Source organism: Aggregatibacter segnis ATCC 33393 (assembly GCF_900476035.1).
GTDB lineage: Bacteria > Pseudomonadota > Gammaproteobacteria > Enterobacterales > Pasteurellaceae > Aggregatibacter > Aggregatibacter segnis.
The window spans coordinates 1,581,833-1,607,512 of the sequence record NZ_LS483443.1 but is presented as its reverse complement, the minus strand read 5'-3'; the positions used below and the strand labels follow the sequence as shown (position 1 = coordinate 1,607,512).

General features: G+C 44.5%; 18 protein-coding genes. 11 read left to right on the top strand and 7 right to left on the bottom strand.

Annotation, left to right across the window (positions count from 1 at the left end; all coding sequences use genetic code 11):
- The first annotated feature begins 70 nt into the window (after window positions 1–70).
- The gene (gene uvrD / locus DQN58_RS07780) at window positions 71–2,245 is read left to right on the top strand and encodes a DNA helicase II (RefSeq protein WP_006718455.1); all 2,175 of its coding nucleotides are present in this window, start codon (window positions 71–73) and stop codon (window positions 2,243–2,245) included.
- Between the two features lie 55 nt (window positions 2,246–2,300).
- Here uvrD and DQN58_RS07775 read toward each other — a convergent pair whose 3' ends face one another.
- From DQN58_RS07775 to sfsA, 4 genes are all read right to left on the bottom strand, one after another.
- Window positions 2,301–3,755: a glycoside hydrolase family 32 protein gene (locus DQN58_RS07775; RefSeq protein WP_006718453.1), complete on the bottom strand. Its 1,455-nt coding sequence runs from the start codon at window positions 3,753–3,755 to the stop codon at window positions 2,301–2,303.
- A 73-nt stretch (window positions 3,756–3,828) separates the two neighbouring features.
- Window positions 3,829–4,755, bottom strand: coding sequence for an aminoimidazole riboside kinase (locus DQN58_RS07770; RefSeq protein ID WP_006718451.1), 927 nt, complete (start codon window positions 4,753–4,755; stop codon window positions 3,829–3,831).
- Window positions 4,756–4,843: 88 nt separating this feature from the next.
- A complete protein-coding gene (gene tyrS / locus DQN58_RS07765) occupies window positions 4,844–6,031 on the bottom strand; it encodes a tyrosine--tRNA ligase (protein ID WP_006718449.1) in 1,188 nt (395 codons plus the stop codon).
- Window positions 6,032–6,266: 235 nt separating this feature from the next.
- A complete protein-coding gene (gene sfsA / locus DQN58_RS07760; RefSeq protein ID WP_006718448.1) occupies window positions 6,267–6,998 on the bottom strand; it encodes a DNA/RNA nuclease SfsA in 732 nt (243 codons plus the stop codon).
- A 299-nt stretch (window positions 6,999–7,297) separates the two neighbouring features.
- Here sfsA and pntA point away from each other — a divergent pair, with 299 nt between their 5' ends.
- From pntA to selD, 3 genes are all read left to right on the top strand, one after another.
- Window positions 7,298–8,833: a Re/Si-specific NAD(P)(+) transhydrogenase subunit alpha gene (gene pntA / locus DQN58_RS07755; protein ID WP_006718446.1), complete on the top strand. Its 1,536-nt coding sequence runs from the start codon at window positions 7,298–7,300 to the stop codon at window positions 8,831–8,833.
- An 11-nt stretch (window positions 8,834–8,844) separates the two neighbouring features.
- Window positions 8,845–10,269, top strand: a complete 1,425-nt coding sequence (gene pntB / locus DQN58_RS07750; protein ID WP_006718444.1) for a Re/Si-specific NAD(P)(+) transhydrogenase subunit beta — start codon at window positions 8,845–8,847, stop codon at window positions 10,267–10,269.
- A gap of 185 nt (window positions 10,270–10,454) precedes the next feature.
- Window positions 10,455–11,495: a selenide, water dikinase SelD gene (selD, locus tag DQN58_RS07745; protein WP_111704468.1), complete on the top strand. Its 1,041-nt coding sequence runs from the start codon at window positions 10,455–10,457 to the stop codon at window positions 11,493–11,495.
- A 222-nt stretch (window positions 11,496–11,717) separates the two neighbouring features.
- Here selD and DQN58_RS07740 read toward each other — a convergent pair whose 3' ends face one another.
- The 3 genes from DQN58_RS07740 to metH form a co-directional block, all read right to left on the bottom strand.
- Entirely contained in the window at window positions 11,718–12,542 is an 825-nt protein-coding gene (locus tag DQN58_RS07740; protein ID WP_006718441.1) for a restriction endonuclease, read from the bottom strand.
- Window positions 12,543–12,624: 82 nt separating this feature from the next.
- Window positions 12,625–12,984: a hypothetical protein gene (locus DQN58_RS07735; RefSeq protein WP_006718439.1), complete on the bottom strand. Its 360-nt coding sequence runs from the start codon at window positions 12,982–12,984 to the stop codon at window positions 12,625–12,627.
- Between the two features lie 74 nt (window positions 12,985–13,058).
- Complete coding sequence (gene metH, locus DQN58_RS07730) at window positions 13,059–16,751, bottom strand: methionine synthase (protein WP_111704460.1); 3,693 nt, start codon at window positions 16,749–16,751, stop codon at window positions 13,059–13,061.
- Between the two features lie 218 nt (window positions 16,752–16,969).
- On the opposite strand from metH, the gene DQN58_RS07725 reads away from it, so the two are divergent.
- The 7 genes from DQN58_RS07725 to pgi all read left to right on the top strand — a co-directional run bounded on the left by DQN58_RS07725 (window position 16,970) and on the right by pgi (window position 25,614).
- On the top strand, window positions 16,970–18,154 hold the full coding sequence (locus DQN58_RS07725; RefSeq protein WP_006718435.1) for a lipoprotein-releasing ABC transporter permease subunit: 1,185 nt from the start codon (window positions 16,970–16,972) through the stop codon (window positions 18,152–18,154).
- 14 nt (window positions 18,155–18,168) lie between these two features.
- The gene (lolD, locus tag DQN58_RS07720) at window positions 18,169–18,855 is read left to right on the top strand and encodes a lipoprotein-releasing ABC transporter ATP-binding protein LolD (protein WP_006718433.1); all 687 of its coding nucleotides are present in this window, start codon (window positions 18,169–18,171) and stop codon (window positions 18,853–18,855) included.
- On the top strand, window positions 18,855–20,105 hold the full coding sequence (lolE, locus tag DQN58_RS07715; RefSeq protein ID WP_006718431.1) for a lipoprotein-releasing ABC transporter permease subunit LolE: 1,251 nt from the start codon (window positions 18,855–18,857) through the stop codon (window positions 20,103–20,105). Before lolD ends, lolE begins: the two co-directional genes overlap by 1 nt.
- A 101-nt stretch (window positions 20,106–20,206) precedes the next feature.
- Window positions 20,207–21,289, top strand: coding sequence for a 3-deoxy-7-phosphoheptulonate synthase AroG (gene aroG, locus DQN58_RS07710; protein WP_006718429.1), 1,083 nt, complete (start codon window positions 20,207–20,209; stop codon window positions 21,287–21,289).
- 145 nt (window positions 21,290–21,434) lie between these two features.
- Window positions 21,435–22,841, top strand: coding sequence for a replicative DNA helicase (locus DQN58_RS07705; RefSeq protein WP_006718426.1), 1,407 nt, complete (start codon window positions 21,435–21,437; stop codon window positions 22,839–22,841).
- Window positions 22,842–22,871: 30 nt separating this feature from the next.
- Window positions 22,872–23,948 (top strand): alanine racemase, encoded by a 1,077-nt coding sequence (alr, locus tag DQN58_RS07700; protein WP_197712343.1) that lies wholly within the window; start codon window positions 22,872–22,874, stop codon window positions 23,946–23,948.
- Between the two features lie 16 nt (window positions 23,949–23,964).
- The gene (pgi, locus tag DQN58_RS07695; RefSeq protein WP_032997893.1) at window positions 23,965–25,614 is read left to right on the top strand and encodes a glucose-6-phosphate isomerase; all 1,650 of its coding nucleotides are present in this window, start codon (window positions 23,965–23,967) and stop codon (window positions 25,612–25,614) included.
- Window positions 25,615–25,680: the final 66 nt, after the last annotated feature.

Here is a 25,680-nt window from a genome sequence, read left to right as displayed (position 1 = left end):
TCATTGAGTTTTCAACCGAAATCGTTATAATTTCGCCTGTACAAAAAAACAGTGTTTGTGAGTGAAAATAATGGATTTCGCAGAATTATTAGATGGCTTAAACGATAAACAACGGGAAGCGGTGAGTGCGCCATTGGGCAATTATTTGGTGTTGGCGGGCGCGGGGAGTGGTAAAACCCGCGTATTGACGCACCGAATTGCGTGGCTGATTGGCGTTGAAGGTGTCTCCGAAGGGAGCATTATGGCGGTGACTTTCACCAACAAAGCTGCGGCAGAAATGCGTCATCGTATTGAATCCGTCTTGTTCGACGGCAATCAGCGTTTGTTTGGTATGTGGGTCGGCACCTTTCACAGCATTGCTCATCGACTTCTGCGTGCTCATCATCTTGATGCGGATTTGCCGCAAGATTTCCAGATTTTAGATTCGGAAGACCAATTGCGTTTACTCAAACGCCTCATGAAATTACATCATTTTGACGAAAAAAGTTTCCCGCCAAAACAAGCTGCTTGGTATATCAATAATAAAAAAGACGAAGGCTTGCGCCCGAATCAAATTGATGATCATCACGATCGTCAAGAACGAGAATGGATTCGAATTTATCAGATTTATCAAGATGCTTGCGATCGTGCAGGACTGGTAGATTTTGCTGAAATTTTATTGCGCTCGTACGAATTGTTTTTACATAAACCACTGATTTTACAACGTTACCAACAACGTTTTCAGCATATTTTGGTGGATGAGTTTCAAGACACTAACAAAATTCAATATGAATGGATTCGTTTATTGGCGGGCAAAACCGGCAAAGTGATGATTGTAGGGGATGACGACCAATCTATTTACGGCTGGCGCGGGGCAAAAATCGAAAATATTCAGTTATTTTTGAAAGAGTTTGCCAATGCACAAACCATTCGATTAGAACAAAATTACCGTTCCACCATGAATATTTTGCAGGCTGCTAATGAGTTAATTTCTAATAACAACAACCGACTAGGGAAAAATTTATGGTCGGAAGGAAATCAAGGCGACCCTGTAGGCATTTATGCGGCTTTTAACGAATTGGATGAAGCGCTGTTTGTTGCCTCACAAATTAAAACTTGGATTGAAGACGGCGGCAAACTCAACGATTGTGCCATTTTATATCGCAGTAACAGTCAATCACGGGTGATTGAAGAAGCGTTGATTCGTTCACAAATTCCGTATCGTATTTATGGTGGCATGCGCTTCTTCGAACGTCAGGAAATCAAGGATGCCTTGGCGTATTTGCGCTTAATTGCTAATCGCCAAGACGATGCCGCCTTTGAACGCGTTATTAATACACCACCACGGGGCATTGGTGATCGCACGTTGGACACTTTGCGTAACCTGACTCGCGAACATCAAATCACGTTATGGCAAGCCACCAATTTGGCATTGCAGGAAAATAAACTGGCAGGCCGTGCCGCGACCGCTTTGCTTCGCTTTATGGAATTAATCAATTCTCTGCAACGGGATACGGAAGAGATGCCGTTGTTTGCACAAACAGATTTTGTCATTAAGCATTCCGGTTTGTATGAAATGTATAAACAGGAAAAGGGCGAAAAAGGCGAGGTACGCATTGAAAACTTGGAAGAATTGGTCTCTGCCGCTCGCGAATTTATCAAGCCTGAAGAGGCGGAAGATATGACAGAGCTTACGGCTTTCTTGACGCACGCGTCGTTAGAAGCGGGCGAAGAGCAAGCGGCACCGCACCAAGCCTGTGTGGAAATGATGACCTTGCACTCAGCAAAAGGCTTGGAGTTTCCTCGAGTGTTTATGATTGGCGTAGAGGAAGGGTTATTCCCAAGTTTCCGTTCCTTTGAAGAAGCGGGGCGTTTGGAAGAAGAACGTCGTTTGGCTTATGTGGGGATTACCCGAGCCAAACAAAAACTTACCATTTCTTACGCGGAAAGTCGTCGTTTATATGGCAAAGAAGAACGTCATTTGCCTTCTCGTTTTATCACGGAATTGCCACAACAATGTTTACAGGAAATCCGTTTACGCGGCACCGTTACACGCGCCTTGAATCAATCTAAAGTAGGCAGTGTTTCGCCGATTGCCAACGAAAGCGAATGGAAAATGGGACAAAAAGTGAAACATGAAAAATTCGGTTTTGGTACGGTGATTAATGTAGAAGGGGCGGACAATAATTTGCGCCTACAAATTGCGTTCCAGAATCAAGGAATTAAATGGCTGATCGCCCATTTGGCGAAGTTGGAGAAAGTTTAAGTTTCGTTTTGTCATTAATGCAAAAAAAGTGCGGTGAAATTTCACCGCACTTTTTTTATCGATACTGAATGGCTTTTGGGTAACCAATCTGTAACGTTAATTTTTGATTGCTTTCCACAACATTTTTCCGTGCTTGAATAAAAAAACGAGAGGTCATGGCTTTTTCACCGTGATTGAGAAAAATTTCTACGATAGAACGATCAAAGAAAATTTCCACCGTTTGTAGTTTCTCAATTTCGCAGAAACGTTTACTACCGAATTTTTCCATCAACGCGGTTTGTTCACTTTGGCTACGCTCTAAACAAACTAATCCGTTTTCATAAGAAAGACGTAAGGATTGTCCTTGTTCATTTTGGAAGAAGGTTAAATCAAAGGCTTGATTATTCGCTTCAAATTTCACATAAGCACGATCTAAATCTACAATTTCGGCTTTGCCATCAAGATGAAATGTAGAAAGTGCGGTCAGATTTTTATACGTTTTGGTGATAGGGCGTTGGTGGATTTTGTTGCCTTCTAAGCGTAATTCTCTCGGCAGCGTTAAAGCCGAATGCCATTTGAATTTGTCTGTCGGATAGGTTAAGTCCGGCAATCCGATCCAACCGAACAGGATGGCATTTTCTGTCTTGCTAAGACCTGCAAAAGTTTGTGGTGCGTAGAAATCAAAGCCTTGATCCAGTTCGGCGATGTGTTCGGCGTGAAAGGTTAAGCCGTCTAGTTTGCCAACAGCATACACGGCGTGGTAGTTATTTTGAAATTGATGAGGCTCACGCGATTTGCCTTGTGGCGACCAAATAAACACATCTTTATCGCCGAGTTTCAATAAATCAGGACATTCCCACATAAACACCTTGTTATTATCAAAGGCAGTCAAGGAAAGTTCGCCGAGTAAACGCGGTGTATCCTCAAGATTGTCCATTTCAAAAATAATCGCCGTACCGGTGAGATTTTCCCGTTGTGCACCGCAGATAAAACGGATTTTTCCGTTTTCGGCAAAATAAGGTTTGGGGTCACGAACGTGTTCCGTATAGCCTTCAGGCGCATTTTCAATTAACGGACGTTTGCTTAACAATTTCCCATTAAGATCGAAAATCGCTAAATTTTGGTAAGGCACGCGTTGATTGTCACTTGGGCGACGGGTGTTGCCGGTGTAGAACATGGCTAATTTATCACCGACTTTTAATGCGCCACCCGAATAACAGCCGTGAGATTCAAAAAGCTCACAAGGAATGAGATCGTCAGCGGATTGATAATGTTGGAAATCTTTGGTGATTAAATGCTTCCAATGTTTCATGCCGTGTAGTGCATCAAAAGGAAACCATTGATAAAAAAGGTGATATTTCTCGCCATCAAAGATGAGACCATTAGGATCGTTCATCAGCCCTGTTGGTGGCGCAATATGAAAGTGCGGTCGAAAATCTTTGTCTTTTTGTACGGTTTGAGCAATTTCTGCAAGCTCACCGGATGCTGCCGCAAGGATGCTTTTGTATTTTCCATTGTTGAAAATAGGCATAAGGTTTCTCCCCCTCTGTTGGGGCAGGTGGCACGCATCATAAGATGCGTGCTATTGGATTGAAGCAATGGGATCAGTTTGCCAAAAATTCCGCTAATTGTGCTTTATTTGGCAGGGCAGACATAGCACCTTTTGCCGTAGTAGCTAACGCGCCACAGGCATTAGCTTGACGGAGAATTTGCTCAAGCACAGCGGTTTCTTGCCAATTTACATGTTGTGAAAGGGCGGAAAGAAGACCACCAACGAACGCATCACCTGCGCCAGTGGTGTCAACCGGTTTTAAGGCTTTGCCGGCAACGATGTCTTTTTTACCGGCTAAATGATAGCGTGCGCCGTCTTTGCCCAAGGTCACGATAATCAATTTTTCCGGATAAAGTGCGGTGATTTTTTCAAATGCGTCGTCTAAGGTTTGCGTGTCAGTGAGGAGCGTCAATTCTTCTTCTGAAAACTTCAACACATCCGCGAATGCCACCGCCTTCATCACCGTTTCTTTCATGTCTTCAAAGCTTGCCCACAGGGATTCGCGCAAATTCGGATCGAAAGAGAAGAATCCGCCCGCGGCTTTAATGCGGCGAATGGCTTCAAAGGTGGTTTCGCGGGAAGGATTGTTAATTAAGGCAATGGAGCAACAATGGAGCCATTCGTTTGCTTGGAAATTCGGTAAATCCGCCACTTGTAAAAATTGGTCGGCACTTGGATTCACCATAAAGGTAAAGCTCCGTTCGCCGTTATCTAACCCGACCACGACAGTGGAGGTACGCTGTTGCGGATCAAGAATCATGTGGCTGGTTTGTACGTTTTCCTGTTGCAGGGTTTGTAGCATAAATTCGCCCAATGGATCTTTGCCCACGCGACCGATAAACGCACTTTCACCGCCTAAACGGGCAATACCTACTGCCACGTTTGCCGGTGCACCGCCAGCACAACGCAAATAATGATTTTCTCCGTCCGGGATTAAATCCACTACGGCGTCACCTAATACCCAGATCTTTTGATGCATATTCTGCTCCTTGTGTTAGCCCTAAAAACGCGGATAAAAATAACCGCACTTTATGATGACATAAGTGCGGTTCGTTTTTGTGATGTTTTTATTTCACCGTGACTTTGGCGAACTTACGTTTACCTACTTGGTAAACCGCAGTCGAAGCGCTGATAACAAGTTTGGCGTCTTCTACTTTTTCACCGTCAATTTTCACGCCACCTTGTTGTACCATGCGGTTGGCTTCTGAAGTTGAAGCGACCAAGCCGGCTTCTTTTAACAAGTTGGCAAGGCCGATTTCACTTTCAAAGGTAAATTCAGGCATGTCATCAGGCATCGCGCCTTTTTGGAAACGGTTGATAAATTCTTGTTCAGCCGCCTCTGCCGCCGCGTCATCATGGAAACGGGCAATAATTTCTTTGGCTAATAAGATTTTTACATCCCGTGGATTTTTACCATTTGCCACATCTGCTTTTAATTGGGCGATTTCAGCTAATGGACGGAAAGAAAGCAGGTTATACCAATCCCACATTAAGTCATCGGAAATGGACATGATTTTGCCGAACATTTCGCTTGGTGCTTCGGTGACACCGATATAGTTGCCGAGGGATTTAGACATTTTTTTCTCGCCATCCAAGCCCACTAATAACGGCAGGGTAATCGCCACTTGTGGTTTTTGACCGGCAGATTTTTGTAATTCGCGACCCACTAATAAATTGAATTTTTGGTCGGTTCCGCCTAACTCAACATCGGCTTCCAACGCAACAGAATCATGACCTTGCAAGAGCGGGTAAATAAATTCATGAATCGCAATCGGTTGATTGTTAGAGAAGCGTTTTTTGAAATCATCACGTTCTAACATTCGGGCAACAGTGTAGTTGCTTGCTAAACGAATCATGCCTTCGGTGCCTAATTTACCCAACCATTCAGAGTTGAATACGATGCGGGTTTTTTGCGGATCGAGAATTTTGTAAATTTGTTGTTTGTAGGTTTCCGCATTACGTAACACATCTTCGCGGCTAAGCGGTGGACGAGTCGTGTTTTTACCGGATGGATCGCCCACCATGCCGGTGAAGTCACCGATTAAGAAATAAACTTCGTGGCCTAATTGTTGGAATTGACGTAATTTGTTTAATACCACAGTGTGACCTAAATGAATATCCGGTGCGGTTGGGTCTGCGCCGAGTTTCACGCGCAATGGGCGATTTTCTTTAAGTTTTTCAATTAAATCCTGTTCAGAAAGAATTTCATCTACGCCGCGTTTTAGTTCCGCGAGAACGGTATTCATATCAGTCATGTCTTTTCCTAATGTTATTCAATTTACCGAAAGGCTACATTATAGAGGTTATTCGACAAATTTGAATTATTTTTAAGGAAAAGGCCGGATTTCAGGCGAAAAAAAAACGCCTCTTGTGGGGGATGAGGCGTTGAAGTTGGAGTGATTATCTATAATTTGTTTTGGTAATTGAATGATAATTATTCTCAAAAATAATGTCAAGCACTTTAATGAAAATAATTCTCAAATAATTTGCTTAAATTGAGTTTATCTTAAGTGGTACGACCTTTGTGAGATGAAGTGCGGTTGGAATTCCCTGCGTTTTTTCAAATTCAGCGGCATACGCATAGGCTTCCACACCTTCTTTGAGAGCTTGCCGGAAAAGCGCATCGTATTTGGTATCAATATGTTTCGCGATTTGGAAATGGTCAAAACCATCATGTAAGCCACAGAAGAAAATGACGGCACGATGGCCTTGTTTTTTCATTGCGATCAATTCGCGCAAGTGTTTTTGTCCGCGTGTCGTGACAGCATCGGGAAACATGCCGAGTTTTTTGTCGTTATCTACATACGTGATGGATTTCACTTCTACATAACAATCGGGCAGATCTTTACCTTTTAGCAGGAAATCAATACGGCTGTTTTCCTCACCGTATTTCACTTCCGGGTGAATTTCATCATACATGGCGAGTTCAAGGATTTGTTTTTTCTGTAAGGCATCAAAGGTGAGCTGATTAGAGCGGTGGGTGTTAATGCAAACCATATTGCCATTTGCTAATTGCGTTAATTCCCATGAGCTTGGGTATTTCCGTGTGGCACTGTCGGAGGTGGAATACCAAACGATGTCGCCTTCTGCACCACAGCCAATCATGGCACCGGTATTGGCGCAGTGCAGCGTGGTGATATCGCCGTTTGGCAGTTGCACATCGGTTAAGAAACGTTTGTAACGACGGATTAAGGTGGCGGATTGTAGAGGAGGTAATTGCATTGTGTTTGACCTTGAGCATCAAAGTGCGGTTAAGTTTTTCAGTGTTTTTTAACTGACCGAATGTGAAACGGCAGCCAAAATATTCGCGCGCTAAGATAGCAAAGCGAGGGAGGGATTTCTAATTTTTTTATGTGCTACTACAAATTGTAATAGGGATCACATATTGAATAAAAAGCCGAAAATTTTTTTTCGTTTTTAGGGGAACAATGATAGAGTGAGGGCTAATTTGACAGCCTAGAGGTGTCATTTCGGGCGGGTAAATTTGTTACCTACATCTTAATCTATCAAAGGGAATCATTATGTTAATTGGTGTACCTAGAGAACTGCTTGATAATGAAAGTCGTGTGGCGGCAACGCCGAAAACGGTTCAGCAAATTTTGAAGCTTGGCTTCGATGTGATTGTTGAACATGATGCGGGTTTCAAAGCGAGTTTTGAAGATCAGGCATTTGTAGCTGCCGGTGCGAAAGTCGGTGATGCCGCACAGGTTTGGCAAGCGGACATTATTTTTAAAGTCAACGCGCCGACCGACGATGAAATCGCTTTAATTAAAGAAGGGGCAACCTTAGTCAGCTTCATCTGGCCTGCGCAAAATCCGCAGCTCATGGAAAAATTGTCAGCGAAAAAAATCAATGTGTTGGCGATGGATGCCGTGCCGCGTATTTCTCGTGCGCAAGCATTGGATGCATTAAGTTCAATGGCAAATATTGCCGGTTATCGTGCCGTGGTGGAAGCCGCACATGAATTTGGCAGTTTCTTCACCGGACAAATTACCGCAGCAGGTAAAGTGCCACCGGCGAAAGTGTTGGTGATTGGTGCGGGTGTTGCCGGTCTTGCCGCGATTGGGGCTGCAAACAGTCTAGGTGCTATTGTACGTGCTTTTGACTCCCGTCCGGAAGTAAAAGAACAAGTAGAAAGTATGGGCGCCAGCTTCCTTGAAATCGATTTTAAAGAAGAAGGCGGCAGTGGCGATGGCTATGCTAAAGTCATGTCTGAGGAATTTAATCGTCGCGCGCTTGCCCTTTACGCAGAACAAGCGAAAGAAGTGGACATTATCATTACCACCGCATTAATTCCGGGCAGACCTGCACCGCGCTTAATCACCAAAGAAATGGTGGAATCCATGAAGCCGGGTAGCGTGATTGTGGATTTAGCCGCAGCGACCGGCGGTAACTGTGAATTGAGTAAAGCCGGCGAAGTGGTGGTCACCGATAATCAAGTGAAAATCATTGGTTACACCGATTTACCAAGCCGTTTACCAACGCAATCTTCCCAACTTTACGGTACCAACCTGGTTAACTTGTTGAAATTGCTTTGCAAAAACAAAGACGGTCAAATCGACATCAATTTCGACGACGTGGTATTGCGTGGCGTGACAGTGATTCGTGATGGTGAAGTCACATGGCCGGCACCACCAATTCAAGTGTCTGCGCAACCGCAACAACAAGCAAAAACCGCAAGTGCGGTCAAAAAAGAGGAAGAAAAACCAACGGATCCGCGTAAAAAATACGGCATTATGGCGGCAGTGGGTGTGCTTTTCTTATGGCTCACGTCTATTGCGCCAGCGGCTTTCCTTTCTCACTTAACCGTGTTCGTCTTGGCTTGTGTCGTGGGTTACTATGTGGTTTGGAATGTGAGCCATGCGCTACACACCCCATTGATGGCGGTAACCAATGCGATTTCAGGGATTATTATCGTAGGGGCGTTATTGCAAATCTCACAAGGTAATTTCTTCATTAGTGTGTTGGCGTTTATTGCGATTTTAGTGGCAAGCATCAACATTTTTGGTGGCTTCCGCGTCACTCAACGTATGCTTTCCATGTTTAGAAAAGGCTAAAGGAGAAAATCATGTCAGAAGGTTTTGTACAAGCTGCGTATATTGTGGCAGCGTTGCTCTTCATTATGAGCTTAGCCGGTCTTTCTAAACATGAAACGGCAAAAGCAGGGTGCTGGTATGGCATTATCGGGATGGGGATTGCCCTCATCGCCACCATCTTCGGGCCAAAATCCGAAGGCACATTATGGATCATCATTGCTATGGTGATTGGTGGGGCGATTGGTATTCAGCGTGCATTAAAAGTTGAAATGACGGAAATGCCGGAATTAGTGGCAATCTTGCACAGCTTCGTGGGTTTGGCTGCCGTATTGGTAGGCTATAACAGCTACGGTTTGCATGATATCCCAACCATGCCTAGCGGTTTAAATGACGTAGAACAAGCGAAATTCCTTGCAGAACAAGCCGCACTTGCCAGCGTGCATAACGTGGAAGTGTTCTTGGGGATCTTCATCGGTGCGGTGACCTTCACCGGCTCTGTGGTGGCATTCGGTAAATTAAGCGGAAAAATTAATTCCAAAGCCTTAATGTTGCCACACCGTCATAAATTAAACTTGGCAGCGCTTATTGTTTCCGCGTTATTAATGGTGGCGTTCTTAAGTGAACCGGAAAATATCTTCCCGGTATTAATCATGACCGTGATTGCCCTTGCATTCGGTTGGCATTTAGTGGCCTCTATCGGTGGTGCAGACATGCCGGTGGTGGTGTCCATGTTGAACTCCTATTCCGGTTGGGCAGCAGCTGCGGCAGGTTTCATGCTTAGCAATGACTTGTTAATCGTGACCGGTGCGCTTGTAGGTTCTTCCGGTGCGATCTTGTCTTACATCATGTGTAAAGCCATGAATCGCTCTTTCATCAGCGTTATCGCCGGTGGTTTCGGTAATGACGTTCAAGTGTCTTCCGATACGGAACAAGGCGAACACCGCGAAACCACAGCGGAAGAAGTGGCGGAATTATTGAAAAATTCCAGCTCTGTGATCATCACCCCGGGATACGGCATGGCGGTGGCACAAGCGCAATATCCGGTGGCGGAAATCACTCAAAAATTACGCGAACGCGGCGTGAACGTGCGTTTCGGTATCCATCCGGTTGCCGGACGTTTGCCAGGCCACATGAACGTGTTATTGGCGGAAGCCAAAGTACCTTACGACATCGTGTTGGAAATGGATGAAATCAACGATGATTTCGCTGACACCGACACCGTCTTGGTTATCGGCGCGAACGACACCGTCAACCCTGCGGCGATGGACGATCCGCACAGCCCAATCGCCGGCATGCCGGTATTGGAAGTGTGGAAAGCGGCTAATGTAGTGGTATTCAAACGTTCTATGAATACCGGTTACGCAGGCGTACAAAATCCATTGTTCTTCAAAGAAAACACGCAAATGCTGTTTGGTGATGCGAAAGAACGTGTGGATGACATCTTAAAAGCATTGTAATTTGCTTTGAATGACAAACTAAAAAATAAAAGTGCGGTGAATTTTCACCGCATTTTTGTTTCTGAGAAATGCATTTCAATTAATGAATCATTAGTTCAATAACGCTATAATTACGCCATTCGTTTAATAAAAAGGAAGTAAGCATGACAGAGCAGGCTTTGCACGCGGAACAGAATGAATGTGTCATAACAAACGACATTCGGCTGACGCAATATAGCCACGGCGCCGGTTGAGGCTGCAAAATATCGCCTAAGGTTTTAGAGGAAATTTTGCATACCGAAATGGCACCGTTTATTGACCCGAATCTCCTTGTCGGCAATGATACCAAGGATGACGCGGCGGTGTATGATTTAGGCAATGGTACGTCGATTATCAGTACCACGGACTTTTTCATGCCGATTGTCGATGATCCTTTTGATTTCGGACGCATTGCGGCAACCAACGCTGTGAGCGATATTTTCGCCATGGGCGGCAAGCCGATTATGGCGATTGCGGTGTTTGGCTTCCCGATTAACAAATTGCCCGCAAGCGTGGCGCAACGCATTATTGACGGCGGTCGTTTCGCTTGTCAGGAAGCGGGCATTGCCCTTGCCGGCGGACATTCTATTGACTCGCCTGAACCGATTTTCGGCTTGGCGGTGACCGGCATTATCGACACTGAAAAAGTGAAACGAAATGCCTCTGCTGAAGCCGGTTGCAACTTGTATTTAACCAAGCCATTGGGCATCGGCGTATTAACGACGGCAGAAAAACAAGGCAAATTAAAAGCAGAACATAAAGGTTTGGCGACCAAATGGATGTGCCAAATGAATTTACTGGGCAGTCAGCTTTCAAACATTGACGGCGTTACCGCCATGACCGATGTCACCGGTTTCGGTTTGTTAGGGCATTTAGCCGAAATCTGCGAAGGCTCCAACCTCAATGCCGAAGTGGATTTCGCCAACATTAGAACCCTAGACGGCGTTGATGATTACATCGCGCAAGGCTGCATTCCGGGCGGTACGAACCGTAATTTCGACAGCTACGGACACAAAATCGCCCCGATGACAGATTTACAAAAAGCCGTGCTATGCGACCCGCAAACCTCCGGTGGTTTGCTCATCGCCGTTAACCCAGATTCGGAAAAAGAGGTTTTTGCTGTCGCCGAAACTGCCGGCGTTGAGCTATATCCTGTCGGCAAACTCATTGAACGACAAGCTATACCGGAATTTATTGTGGTGAAATAGCGTTGATTTGTTGATTAAAGTGCGGTCATTTTTCCAAGTGTTTTTTGAAATGAAAAACGTTTGAGGAAATGACCGCACTTTTTTAGTCATGAAAATTTATGCTGGCGCGCGTTTCCTAACGTGTGCCGTAGAAATTAAAGTGCGGTGAGTTTTTGAAGTGTTTTTAGTGAGATTAGGCACACGCTAGGAAGCGTGCCCCTATCAAAGGTATAAAAACGATTTTTATTTTTTCTCACTACTCAAATGTACAATAGACCCATCATTCTTTAATAACTTTCTTGTTTTTTCTATATGATCTTCAATATAAGCCTTTGTATGGTCTTGAGAGTTAATAATTATAGGTGGTTGTTCATGATCTTTGAATGATTGATATTGGATACGATACCCTTTGATTTTTAGTTTCTTCCCTTTTATTTCTAGAAAACCATTCTCAATGAATATATCTTCTTCAACTATTTTGTCTAATCCAGTAGGTAAGTTCATTTTTAAATCATATAATGAAATTTTTTTATCATTTTCAATAATAAAAATCTCATCTTCCATTGCATTAAAATGTGAGTTTTGAAGCTGTTTTGTTGTTATCGGTATGAATTGAATTATTTTACAAGGTAACTTAATGGTTTCTTTAATTTGAATTTCTCTTACTAAAGGAGTTCCATCATCTAGAGTCCAATCATTGTTTTGTGGTTTTCTAATTATAAATAGACCTATACCATGATGTTTTGCTTTATTTTGAGCACCTTCCTGATATCCTACTTTAGTTGCGAAAATTCCTTTTAAACCTGGGATGTCAGAAATTTTACTAACAAAAGCATCTATTTTTTCAATAGAAATAGAGGAACTATAATCTTTACATTCAATAACTGTCTTGTATAAATACCCACCAATTTTAAACTCCCAATATACATCAAATTGTCTTGGGTTACCTATTCGATCATATAAAACTTTATTTTGTTCTACGGTTATAGTTTCTCTACCTTCAATATTTAATAAAATTTGTTGTACATCTCTAACAAATAACTCATATTCTTTTCCAGTATTTTTCATTTATCAGTTTTCTCATATTAATAAATAACTATAATTTTTGAATTGATAATGGGAATAAATTCAGCAAGTAATATTAATGAACTCAATCAATCCAGCAATAAGTATTTGTAAATCTTTCAATTTTCTTGAATTTACGTGTCTTATCTCCAGCCAATACAGATTTTAACAGCCATCCTACATCTTTAGCTGATTGTTCATAAGCTTCATCATTTGTTTTTCCATTTGCTTTATGGTTATCCCAAATTGGTTGTAATGGTGTTCCTTCCCAGTCTGTATTATCACCACCAAATAAAATCCGAACAGAAAATTCATCTCCTTTAGAGTGGCAATTTAACCATCCATAAACAGCACCTTGGATAAAAGCTTTTGCTAAGGCTTTCTCTTCTTGGTTTAATATACGAATATCTCTAATATTGTGATTGTCTTGGTTGTTAATAAACATTTTTTTCTCCTTTTTTTGATCAAGTAATATTCCTATAGTAGGCTAATAATTCACTTAAGAAGTAAATTTTAGGCTTACTTCATCGCCACACCCAACCACTTCATCATCTCTCTCTCATCCCAACCTTTACGTTTGGCATAATCTTGAGCTTGGTCTTCATCGATGCGGCCTAAGGTGAAATAGTTACTTGCCGGGTGGGTGAAGTACCAACCGCAGACGGAGGCTGCAGGCCACATGGCGTAGCTTTCGGTGAGTTTCATGCCGATGCGTTGTTCCACTTCCAATAAATCCCAGATCAGGGCTTTTTCGGTATGTTCCGGGCAGCTAGGATAACCCGGCGCAGGGCGGATGCCGACATAGTTTTCATTGATTAAGCCTTGGTTGTCGAATTCCTCTTGCGTGTAGCCCCAAATGCGGGTGCGTAGCTCAAAGTGCAAGTATTCCGCCATCGCTTCGGCTAAGCGGTCGCCGACGGCTTGTAGCAAGATGGCGTTGTAGTCGTCGCCGGCGGCTTTGTAGCCTTCCACTAGCTCCATTTCTTCAATGCCGGCGCACACGGCGAACATCCCCATCCAGTCTTTTTTGCCGCTTTCACGATCAGCGATAAAGTCGCTCAAGGCAAAGTTAAATTGGCTTTTGCTGTTTTTGCCACGTTCCGTTTGTTGGCGTAAGCCGTAAGCCGTGCCGATAGATTGAGTGCGGTCTTCATCGGAGAATAACACCACATCATCGTCCACACGTTCCGCAGGGAAAATACCCAACACGCCACTTGGGTTAAGTTTGTGGTTTTGTTCGAAAGCATCTAACATCGCTTGCGCATCATTCCACACGCGGCGGGCTTCTTCGCCACTTTCCGGATGAGCAAAGGCATCCGGATAGCCACCCATTAAGCCCCACACGCGGAAGAATGGCGACCAGTCGATAAATTTACGTAGTTCTGCAATTGGCACGTTTTTAAATTCCACAATGCCGGTTTGTTTTGGCGTTGGCGGCACATAATCCGCCCATTCGCCGTTAAAGCCGTCAAAACGGTTGGCACGCGCTTCTTCAATGCTGAGTTGTTTACGCAACGGCTTACGGTTGGCAAAAGATTGTTGGATTTTTTCGTAATCTTTCTTGAATTGTTCCCACAATGCCGCACGGCCTTCCGGGTTCATCAACGTGGCACAAACCGTTACCGCACGGGAGGCGTTTGAGGTATAGAACACGCCGTGTTGTTTATATTTTGGATAGAGTTTAATCGCAGTATGTTCTTTGGAGGTCGTTGCACCGCCGATCAACACCGGCAAGTTCAAACCTAAACGCGTCATTTCGCCAAGGAAGTATTCCATTTCGTCTAAAGATGGCGTAATCAAACCGCTCAAGCCGATAAGATCCGCTTTTTCATCAATCGCCGTTTGAATGATTTTATCTGCCGGCACCATCACACCCAAGTCAATCACTTCAAAGTTATTACATTGCAACACCACGCTCACGATGTTTTTGCCAATGTCATGCACATCGCCTTTCACGGTGGCGATTACCACTTTACCGTTGCTAGAGCCTTTTTGTTTGGTGGCGTTGATAAACGGCTCTAAATACGCCACGGATTGTTTCATTACGCGTGCGGATTTCACCACTTGCGGGAGGAACATTTTACCGTCACCGAATAAATCGCCCACCACGTCCATGCCTGCCATGAGTGGGCCTTCGATCACCTCTAACGGCGTTGGCAATTTTTGGCGGGCTTCTTCGGTGTCTTCGATGATGTGCGTAGTAATGCCTTTCACAAGGGCGTGTTTTAAGCGTTCTTCCACCGGCCATGTGCGCCATTCGGCGACAGAATCCACCGCACTTTCATCGTTGCCTTGGTTGCGATATTTTTCCGCAATATCCAATAAACGCTCTGTGCCATCCGGCGTGCGGTTTAAAACAGCATCTTCAATCACATTGCGTAATTCCGGATCCAGATCATCGTAAATCGCGAGCTGCCCTGCATTCACAATCCCCATGTCCATGCCTTGTTTGATGGCATGATAGAGGAAGACCGCGTGAATGGCTTCACGCATGACGTTATTACCACGGAAAGAGAAGGACACGTTTGACACACCGCCGGAAATTTTGGCATGTGGCAAGCTGCGTTTAATGCGACCTGTGGCGTTAATGAAATCCACGCCGTAATTGTTGTGTTCTTCAATCCCGGTACCGATGGCAAAAATATTCGGGTCGAAAATGATGTCTTCCGGCGGGAAGCCAAGTTGGTTGACTAAGATGTTATAGGCACGGGTACAGATTTCCACTTTGCGATCTTCGGTATCCGCTTGTCCCACTTCGTCAAACGCCATCACGACCACCGCCGCGCCGTATTTACGCACCAGTTTGGCGTGTTCGATAAAGATTTCTTCGCCTTCTTTCAACGAGATGGAGTTCACAATCGGCTTACCTTGCACCGATTGCAAACCTGCTTCAATCACTTCCCATTTGGAGGAGTCGATCATCACCGGCACTTTTGCTGCATCAGGCTCGGTTGCCATAATATTGAGGAAACGGGTCATGCATTTTTTGCCGTCGAGCAAGGCTTCGTCCATGTTCACGTCGATCACTTGCGCGCCGTTTTCCACTTGGTCTATGGCAATTTCAATGGCTTCGGCAAATTTGTCTTCTTTAATTAAGCGTTTGAATTTCGCCGAACCCGTTACGTTATTGCGCTCGCCCACGTTCACGAACAGGCTTTCATCATCAATGTTAAGCGGTTCTAAACCGGATAAACGCATGGCGGTTTTAATTTGTGGCAATTTGCGTGGTGGGATATTTTCTACCGCCTCGGCAAAGGCTTTGATGTGTTCCGGTGTGGTACCGCAACAGCCACCGATAATGTTTACAAAGCCGCTTTCCGCCCATTCTTTAAGGTGTGCCGCCATGTCTTCTGCGCCAAGATCGTAGCCACCGAAGGCATTCGGCAAGCCTGCGTTCGGGTGTACGGAAACGTAGGTTTCGCTGATTTTAGACAGTTGTTCAACATATTGGCGAAGTTCTTTCGGGCCTAACGCACAGTTTAAGCCGAATGTCAGCGGTTTGGCGTGGCGCAGGGAGTTGTAAAACGCTTCGGTGGTTTGTCCGGAAAGGGTACGGCCGGAAGCATCGGTTATGGTGCCGGAAATCATAATCGGCAATTCCACGCCCAATTCTTCAAACACGGTTTCAATGGCAAACACTGCCGCTTTGGCATTTAGCGTGTCGAAAATGGTTTCGATCATAATTAAATCGGCACCACCTTCGATTAAGCCTCGTGTGGCTTCTGAATAGGCGTCCACCAATTCCATAAAGGTGACGTTACGGAAACCCGGGTCGTTTACGTTCGGGGAAATGGACGCAGTGCGGTTCGTCGGGCCGAGAATCCCCGCCACGAATCTTGGTTTTTCCGGCGTGCTGTATTTATCCGCCGCCAGACGTGCCAGTTTTGCGCCGGCAAAGTTGAGTTCGTAAGCAATGGATTGCAAATCATAATCTGCTTGTGCAATGGTCGTGGAGCTGAACGTATTGGTTTCGATAATGTCCGCGCCGGCTTCTAAATATTTTTCGTGAATCGCGGAAATGAGTAACGGTTGTGTGAGGGTCAGCAAATCATTATTGCCGCGTAAATCGACCGCACTTTCAGCAAAGCGTTCACCACGGAAATCCGCTTCGGTGAGTTTATATTTTTGGATCATCGTGCCCATAGCGCCGTCTAAAATTAAGATACGTTGGGCAAGGGCATTTTTTAGTATTTCAGTGGTGTTTTTCAAAATAAGCTTTCCGTTTGTTGAAGTTCAAATAAATGGGAGGAATAGTAGGAAGATGTGCTTGCGCTGTCAAATGTTATCTCTCTAAAAGTGCGGTGATTTTTTAGCGCGTTTTTCTAGTAGGCATAAGAAGAGAATTCTTTGCCGATTTTCTGCTTTTTATCTTGGTCTATGCTAAACTAGCGCGCAGTTTTTCTCGTATTTTTAATGATTTTTTATCCCTTATGACCTTATCTACCCCTCTTTTTATTGCATTGCGCTATTGGCGGGCGAAAAGTGCCGATCGTTTTGGACGGTTGGTGACGAATTTAGCCAGTTTCGGCATTGTGCTTGGCGTGATGGCATTGATTATTGTGCTGTCTGTGATGAACGGTTTGGAAGGCTATCAAAAGCAACAAGTGCTTTCTTCCATTCCACACGCCATTGTCAGCCCGAACGGCAAGGTGAAGATCGACGATGCCGAGCCAACTATGCCGAATTTCGTGCAAAAAGCCGTGCCGATAAATATGACGAATGTGATTTTTCAAACCGCGGGCGGTGTCAGCGCAGGGCAAGTGATTGGGATTCGACAATTTGCGGATGACCCGATTTTATCCATATTGTCTGAGCAGCATTTTGAGGATTTGCTCCCGACAGGCGAATTTAAAATTATCATTGGCGATCAACTGGCGCAGAAATTAAACCTGCATGTCGGTGACAAAGTGCGTTTAATGATTACTGAAAACAGCCAATACACGCCATTTGGGCGCGTGCCGTTGCAACGTTTATTTACCGTCAGTGAAATCTATTTTGAGACGGGCGAAGTATCCGGTTATGAAGCGTTTGCCAATTTAACGGACATTGGACGCTTAATGCGAATTCAGCCGGGCGAAGCACAAGGTTTCCGTTTATTTTTAACAGATCCGTTCCAAATTACTGAATTGCCGGCTGCGTTTCCTTCGGCGGAGCAAATCATCGATTGGCGCACACAAAAAGGCGAGTTTTTCCAAGCGGTGCGTATGGAAAAAAATATGATGGGCTTGTTGGTGAGCTTAATTATTGTGGTGGCAGTGTCCAATATTATTACGTCTTTAAGCCTGATGGTGGTGGACAAACAGGGTGAAATCGCCATTTTGCAAACCCTCGGTTTAACAAAAGGACAAGTGCGTTCCATCTTTATTTATCAAGGTTTATTGGTGGGATTAATGGGTACCTTGGTAGGCGCCATATTGGGCGTGTTAGTGACGTTAAATTTGGACGCTATCGTGAATATCTTAGGAGCAAAAACGATGTATTTGCCGACCGCACTTGAGCCTTGGCAAATTCTGACGATTATCGCGTTTTCCTTATTATTGTCATTGCTATCCACCATTTATCCGGCCTATCGCGCCGCGAAAGTGGAACCGGCAGAAGCCTTGCGCTACGAATAAAAAGAGATGAAAAAATGAATACAGCATTATTATCTTGCCAAAATATCACGAAATTTTATCAAGAAGGCACACAACAAACGGAAGTGTTAAAACAGGTGTCTTTTTCTATGCAACCGAGCGAATTGGTCGCGATTGTGGGCAGTTCCGGTTCGGGCAAAAGCACGTTATTACATACCTTGGGCGGATTAGATCAACCGAGCAGCGGTGAAGTGTTTATCAAAGGGCAATCCTTGCAACAAATGACACCGAATGCGTTGGCGAAGTTGCGCAATCAATATTTAGGCTTTGTGTATCAGTTTCACCATTTAATGGCAGATTTCACCGCACTTGAGAACGTGATGATGCCGATGCTTATAGGGCAACAAAACAAAACGGAAGCGCAGGATCGTGCCGAGCAGATCTTAAGTGCGGTCGGTTTGCAGCACAGAATTTCACATCGCCCGTCTGCGCTATCCGGTGGAGAACGCCAACGTGTGGCGATTGCCCGTGCGTTGGTGAATAATCCGGCATTGGTACTGGCGGACGAACCTACCGGCAATTTGGATCACAAAACCACGGAAAGTATTTTTGAACTAATTCAACAGCTCAATCAAGAAAAGCAGATTGCTTTCTTATTGGTCACCCACGACTTGAATTTGGCGGAAAAATTGAATCGCCGTTTAATTATGCAAGATGGCATGTTGCGCGAGGAAAATGCCTAATGAATACGCCATTTTTTATTAGTTGGCGCTATCAACGCAGTAAGCATAAAAACCGTTTGGTGTCGCTGATTTCATTTTTTTCCAGCATGGGCATAGCCTTGGGCGTGGCGGTATTAATTATCGGCTTAAGTGCCATGAACGGTTTTGAACGTGAACTCAATCAACGGATTTTGGCTGTCGTGCCCCATGCGGAAATTTCCTCTGCAAGCGGGCAAAGCAACGCACCGATTGATCATTGGCAACATCTTGCCGCTAAGTTGAAACAAAATCCGCAAATCATTGGCGTTTCGCCTTTTGTCAGTTTTACCGCTCTCGTGGAAAATGGCGCGAAATTAAAAGTAGTACAAATTAAAGGCGTGGAAACGGCGTTGCAAGATCAAGTCAGTTCTCTTGGGCATTTTGTGTTAAATCAAGGATGGCAAAATTTTGCCCAGAATGGCGGTTTGGTGCTGGGGTCTGGTATTGCACGGGATTTGGATGTGCAAGAAGGGGATTGGGTTTCTCTGTTAATTTCCCAACAAAAAGGCACGGAAAATTTAACCCAGCCGTTGCGTGAACGGATTCAAGTAACCGGTATTTTGCGTTTAGACGGCCAGTTGGATCACAGCTATGCCTTGATGCCCTTGGCGCAGGCGCAGCAGTTGATGGATTATCAAGCGGAGCAGGTGAGTGGGGTAGAATTGAAAACCGCCGATCCGTTTAACATTCAAACCCTTGATTATTCCATGTTGCAAGATTATCCGCAGATGCTTTACCTGCAAAACTGGATCAGTAAATTCGGCTATATGTATCGCGATATTCAGCTGATTCGCACGGTGATGTATATTGCCATGGTGCTAGTGATTGGAGTGGCCTGTTTTAATATCGTGTCCACGCTCATCATGGCGGTGAAAGATAAAGCGGGCGACATTGCCATCATGCGTACCCTTGGCGCGAATAATGGGTTTATTAAGCGTATTTTTATTTGGTATGGCTTGCAAGCAGGCATGAAAGGCTGCCTGATTGGCATTGTGTTGGGCGTGATTTTGGCCTTAAATTTGACCGCACTTATACAGGGTTTGGAAGGTTTGATCGGCAGGAAATTATTGTCCGACGGCATTTATTTCGTGGATTTCCTGCCAACCGAACTCCATTGGCAAGATGTGTTGCTGGTGTTGCTTTCTGCGTTAATTCTCAGTTTATTTGCCAGCCTTTATCCGGCAAATCGTGCGGCAAAATTGCAACCAGCACAGGTATTAAGCGGTCATTAAAAAGAAATCAAATAAACTAGTTTACTAGTACAAATTGCAGTGGTAGAGTAATACCACTTTTTCGGTCATTTTAGAATTTTATGAAGATAAGCGAGTGAATAATGAACACAAAAAACGATATTTCCATTGAAAACGACGATACGCGAATTGGCAAGATTGAACAGGTGTTACCCCCGATTGCCTTGCTAGAAAAATATCCGGCAAGTAGCGTTGCGGTGAAAACCGTGGAAAATGCCCGTCACGAAGCGCATAAAATTATTCATGGTGAAGATGATCGTTTACTTGTGGTTATCGGGCCTTGTTCCATTCATGATCCGAAAGCCGCATTAGAATATGCGAAACGCATTAAATTAATGCGCGAAAAATACCAAGATACCTTACAAATTATCATGCGTGTGTATTTTGAAAAACCGCGTACCACTGTGGGTTGGAAAGGTTTAATTAATGACCCGCACTTAAATAATACCTATGCCTTGAACGACGGTTTGCGTATGGCGCGTAAATTATTGTCCGACATTAACGATTTGACCGTGCCGACGGCGGGTGAATTTTTGGACATGATCACACCGCAATATTTAGCGGACTTCATGAGCTGGGGCGCGATTGGGGCGAGAACCACCGAATCCCAAGTACACCGTGAATTGGCTTCCGGTTTATCTTGTGCCGTTGGCTTTAAAAATGCGACTAACGGTGGCGTAAAAATTGCCTTAGACGCGATTGGTGCGGCAGAAGCGCCACACCATTTCTTGTCCGTCACGAAGTTTGGTCATTCAGCTATCGTTTCCACCAAAGGTAACGAAGACTGCCACATTATTTTACGTGGTGGCGACAATGGCCCGAATTATAGCGAACAAGATGTCGCTAACGTATGCGATGAACTTGCCAAAGCAGGATATAGAGCTCATGTGATGGTAGATTTCAGCCATGCCAACAGCTGCAAACAATTCAAAAAACAATTGGATGTGAGCCGTGAAGTGGCTCGTCAAATTGCTGCCGGCTCCAATAAAATTTTCGGCGTGATGATTGAAAGCCATTTGGTGGAAGGCCGTCAAGATTTGGTGGAAGGCAAACCTTTAACTTATGGCCAAAGCATCACCGACAGCTGCATCGGTTGGGAAGACAGCGAAAAAGTCTTACAAGAGTTATCTGATGCGGTGGCGGCAAAACGCAAATTAAACGGCTAATATTTCTTTTAAGCAGTTCATTTCAAACAAAAGTGCGGTGGATTTTCAGAGCGAATTTCCACCGCACTTTTTTTGACTTTTAAGTTAAACCGCCCCCCGATTTGGTATATCATATAGGGACTTATTTTTATCCACTGAGGCAATAATGGCGTCTAAAAATTCTCCTCCGGTAAAAGAACAAAACACCACCAATTTGAACATTCCTCCTCATTCTATTGAAGCTGAACAAGCTGTGTTGGGCAGTATTTTGCTGAACAACATGTATTGGGATGATGTGGCTGAAAATGTGGTGAAAGAGGATTTTTACCGCTTTGAACATCGTCTGATTTTCGAGGAAATGGAAAAGCTGATTGCCCAGCAATCGCCGGTGGATTTAATTACCTTAGAACAGGCACTAAAAAGTCGCGAAGTCATCGAACAGGTGGGCGGTTTTGCTTATTTGGCGGAGCTTTCCAATAACACGCCGAGTGCCGCCAACGTGGTGGCTTATGCCAATGTGGTACGAGAAAAGGCGATCATGCGCGAGTTGATTTCTGTCGGGAACAAAATTGCGCAAAACAGCTATTCTCCGAAAGGGCAGGATGTGAAACATTTGCTGGATGAGGCGGAGCGAGAGGTTTTTGCCATTGCTGAGAAGCGTACATCCGGTACCGAAGGCCCACAAAATATCATTTCCATTCTGGAAAACACCATCAACAAAATCGAACAGCTCAGTCAAATTAAAGATCATTCCGGTGTTACCGGCGTTTCCACCGGTTTCAAAGATTTAGATAAGAAAACGGCAGGTTTGCAAAAATCCGACTTGATTATTGTGGCGGCGCGTCCTTCCATGGGGAAAACCACCTTTGCCATGAACCTATGTGAAAATGCGGCGTTAGGCAGCGATAAACCGGTATTGGTGTTCAGTTTAGAGATGCCGGCGGAGCAAATTATGATGCGTAGCTTGGCGTCACTTTCGCGTGTGGACCAAACTAAAATTCGTACCGGTCAGGGCTTGGATGATAATGATTGGGCGAAAATTTCTAGCACCATGGGTATGTTGGCTAAAAAGCCGAATTTATTTATTGACGATTCTTCCGGTTTAACGCCGACGGAGCTACGTTCCCGTGCGAGACGGGTTTATCGTGAAAATAACGGCTTAAGTTTGATCATGGTGGACTATCTTCAATTAATGCGTGCGCCGGCTTTTTCTGAAAATCGTACGTTGGAAATTGCGGAGATCTCCCGTTCCTTGAAAGCGTTAGCAAAAGAATTGGAAGTGCCGGTGATCGCCCTGTCACAATTAAACCGTACCTTAGAAAACCGTCAGGATAAACGCCCAGTCAACTCGGACTTGCGGGAATCAGGCTCCATTGAGCAGGATGCAGACTTGATTATGTTTATTTATCGTGACGAAGTGTATAACCGTGAATCGGAAGAAAAAGGCATTGCGGAAATTATTATCGGGAAACAGCGTAACGGGCCGATTGGACGCGTGAAGTTGGCATTCCAAGGTCATTTTTCCCGTTTTGATAACTTAGCAGAACATCATCATTATGATGACGAATATTAGATAACAGCGTAAAAGAGATAAAAAATGCACATGAAACCTGCAACAGCGAAAATCAGTTCTGTTGCGTTAAAACATAATATTCAAACCATTAAACAAAAAGCCCCAAACAGTAAAATTATTGCGGTAGTAAAAGCCAATGCCTACGGACACGGCGTCGTGTTTGTTTCTTCTGCCGTCGAAAGTCTGGTGGATTGCTTTGGCGTGGCGCGTTTAGAAGAAGCACTAAAATTACGCTCCAACGGCATCACTAAACCGATTTTGCTGTTAGAAGGGTTTTTCTCTTCCAAAGACCTACCGATTTTAGCCGTTAATAACATTCAAACTGTCGTGCATAGCCAAGAACAGTTAGAGGCTCTTGAAGAAGCCCAAACGCCTAATCCGGTGAAAGTGTGGTTGAAAATTGATACCGGTATGCACCGATTGGGCGTGCATTTGGATGAAGTGGATAGCTTCTATCAAAAACTCAAATCGCTTCCGTGTGTTGATCCGAATATTGGCTTTGTGAGCCATTTTAGCCGTGCTGATGAGCTAGAGTGCGGTTACACAGAAAAACAATTAAGCCGCTTTTTACAGGCAACGGAAGGTAAATCCGGTGAGCGGAGTATTTCCGCTTCCGGTGGTATTTTGTTCTGGCAGGATGCGCATTTAGATTGGATTCGCCCGGGCATTATTATGTACGGCATTTCTCCGAATAATACAGCGGGTAAAGAATACGGTTTAACGCCGGTGATGAATTTAACCTCCTCCTTAATCGCCGTGCGCGAACATAAAAAAGGCGAACCGGTGGGATACGGCGGTGTTTGGACAAGTGAAAAAGATACGAAAATCGGCGTGGTGGCCATTGGTTATGGTGATGGTTATCCACGTGATGTGCCGCAAGGTACGCCGGTTTATCTGAATGGTCGCCGTGTGCCGATTGTGGGCAAAGTATCCATGGATATGCTCACCGTGGATTTGGGCGCAGACAGTCAAGACAAGGTCGGCGATGAAGTGATCTTGTGGGGTAAAGAATTACCGATTGAAGAAATCGCAGAAATTACGGGCGTTATCAGTTATGAATTAATCACCAAATTAACCCCGCGTGTATTAACCGAATACATTGATTAAATTTAAAGGAGTGCTTATGCAAAATATCAATCCAACCCAAACGAACGCATGGAAAGCGTTAACCCAACATCATGCGCAACGCAAAAATACAACGATTCAAGATTTATTCGCGCAAGAGAAAGATCGTTTCGCCAACTATTCGTTAACCTTTAACAACGAAATTTTGGTCGATTTTTCCAAAAATAACCTGACCCAAGAAACGCTCGGTTTATTGCGTCAACTGACCGAAGAATGTGGTTTAACCGAAGCCAAAGAAGCCATGTTCAACGGCGAAAAAATCAACCGTACGGAAAATCGTGCCGTATTACATACCGCACTTCGTAACCGTTCCAATATGCCGGTTTTCGTGGATGGTAAAGATGTGATGCCGGAAGTTAATGCCGTGCTTGCGAAAATGAAATCGTTCTGTGAACGTGTGATTTCCGGTGAATGGAAAGGTTATACCGGCAAAGCTATTACCGATGTGATCAATATCGGTATCGGCGGTTCCGATCTTGGCCCTTACATGGTGACCGAAGCGTTGCGCCCGTATAAAAATCATTTAACCATGCATTTTGTTTCCAACGTGGACGGGACACACATTGCTGAAACGTTGAAAAAAGTGAATCCGGAAACCACTTTAATTTTAGTGGCATCCAAAACGTTTACCACCCAAGAAACCATGACGAATGCCTTGTCTGCTCGTGATTGGTTCCTTGCCGCAGCAAAAGATCCGGCCCATGTGGCAAAACACTTTGCAGCGCTTTCAACCAATGCAAAAGCGGTCGCAGAATTCGGCATTGATACCAACAATATGTTTGAATTCTGGGATTGGGTTGGCGGTCGTTATTCTTTATGGTCTGCTATTGGTTTGTCTATTGCGCTTTCTATCGGTTTTGGAAACTTTGAAGCGTTATTAAGCGGTGCGCATGAAATGGATAAACATTTCCGCAGTGCGCCGTTAGCACAAAATATTCCGACAACGCTAGCTTTAGTGGGCTTGTGGAACACCAACTTCTTGGGCGCACAAACGGAAGCAATTTTACCGTATGATCAATATTTACACCGTTTTGCCGCCTATTTCCAACAAGGCAATATGGAGTCTAACGGTAAATATGTCGGCCGTGATGGCAAAGTGATCGACAGTTATCAAACCGGTCCAATTATTTGGGGCGAACCGGGTACGAACGGTCAGCATGCGTTTTATCAATTGATTCACCAAGGCACCACATTAATTCCTTGTGATTTCATTGCTCCGGCGCAAAGCCATAATCCGTTGTCTGATCATCACAACAAATTGCTTTCCAACTTCTTTGCGCAAACCGAAGCCTTAGCGTTCGGTAAAACCAAAGAACAAGTGGAAGCAGAATTCTTAAAAGCGGGTAAAACCTTGGCGGAAGTGGAAGATATCGTGCCATTTAAAGTGTTCACCGGTAACAAACCGACCAACTCCATTTTGTTACAAAAAATCACCCCGTTTAGTTTAGGGGCGTTGATTGCCATGTATGAACACAAAATTTTCGTACAAGGCGTGTTGTTTAACATTTACAGCTTCGATCAATGGGGCGTGGAATTGGGCAAACAACTTGCTAACCGAATCCTGCCTGAATTGGTCACGAACGATAAAATTGAAAGCCACGACAGTTCAACCAACGGCTTGATTAATCAATTCAAAGCTTGGCGTTAATTCTGTCTGATTGGCAATGCTAATTAGCAATAAAGTGCGGTTATAAAAAACGGTGTTTTTTAACCG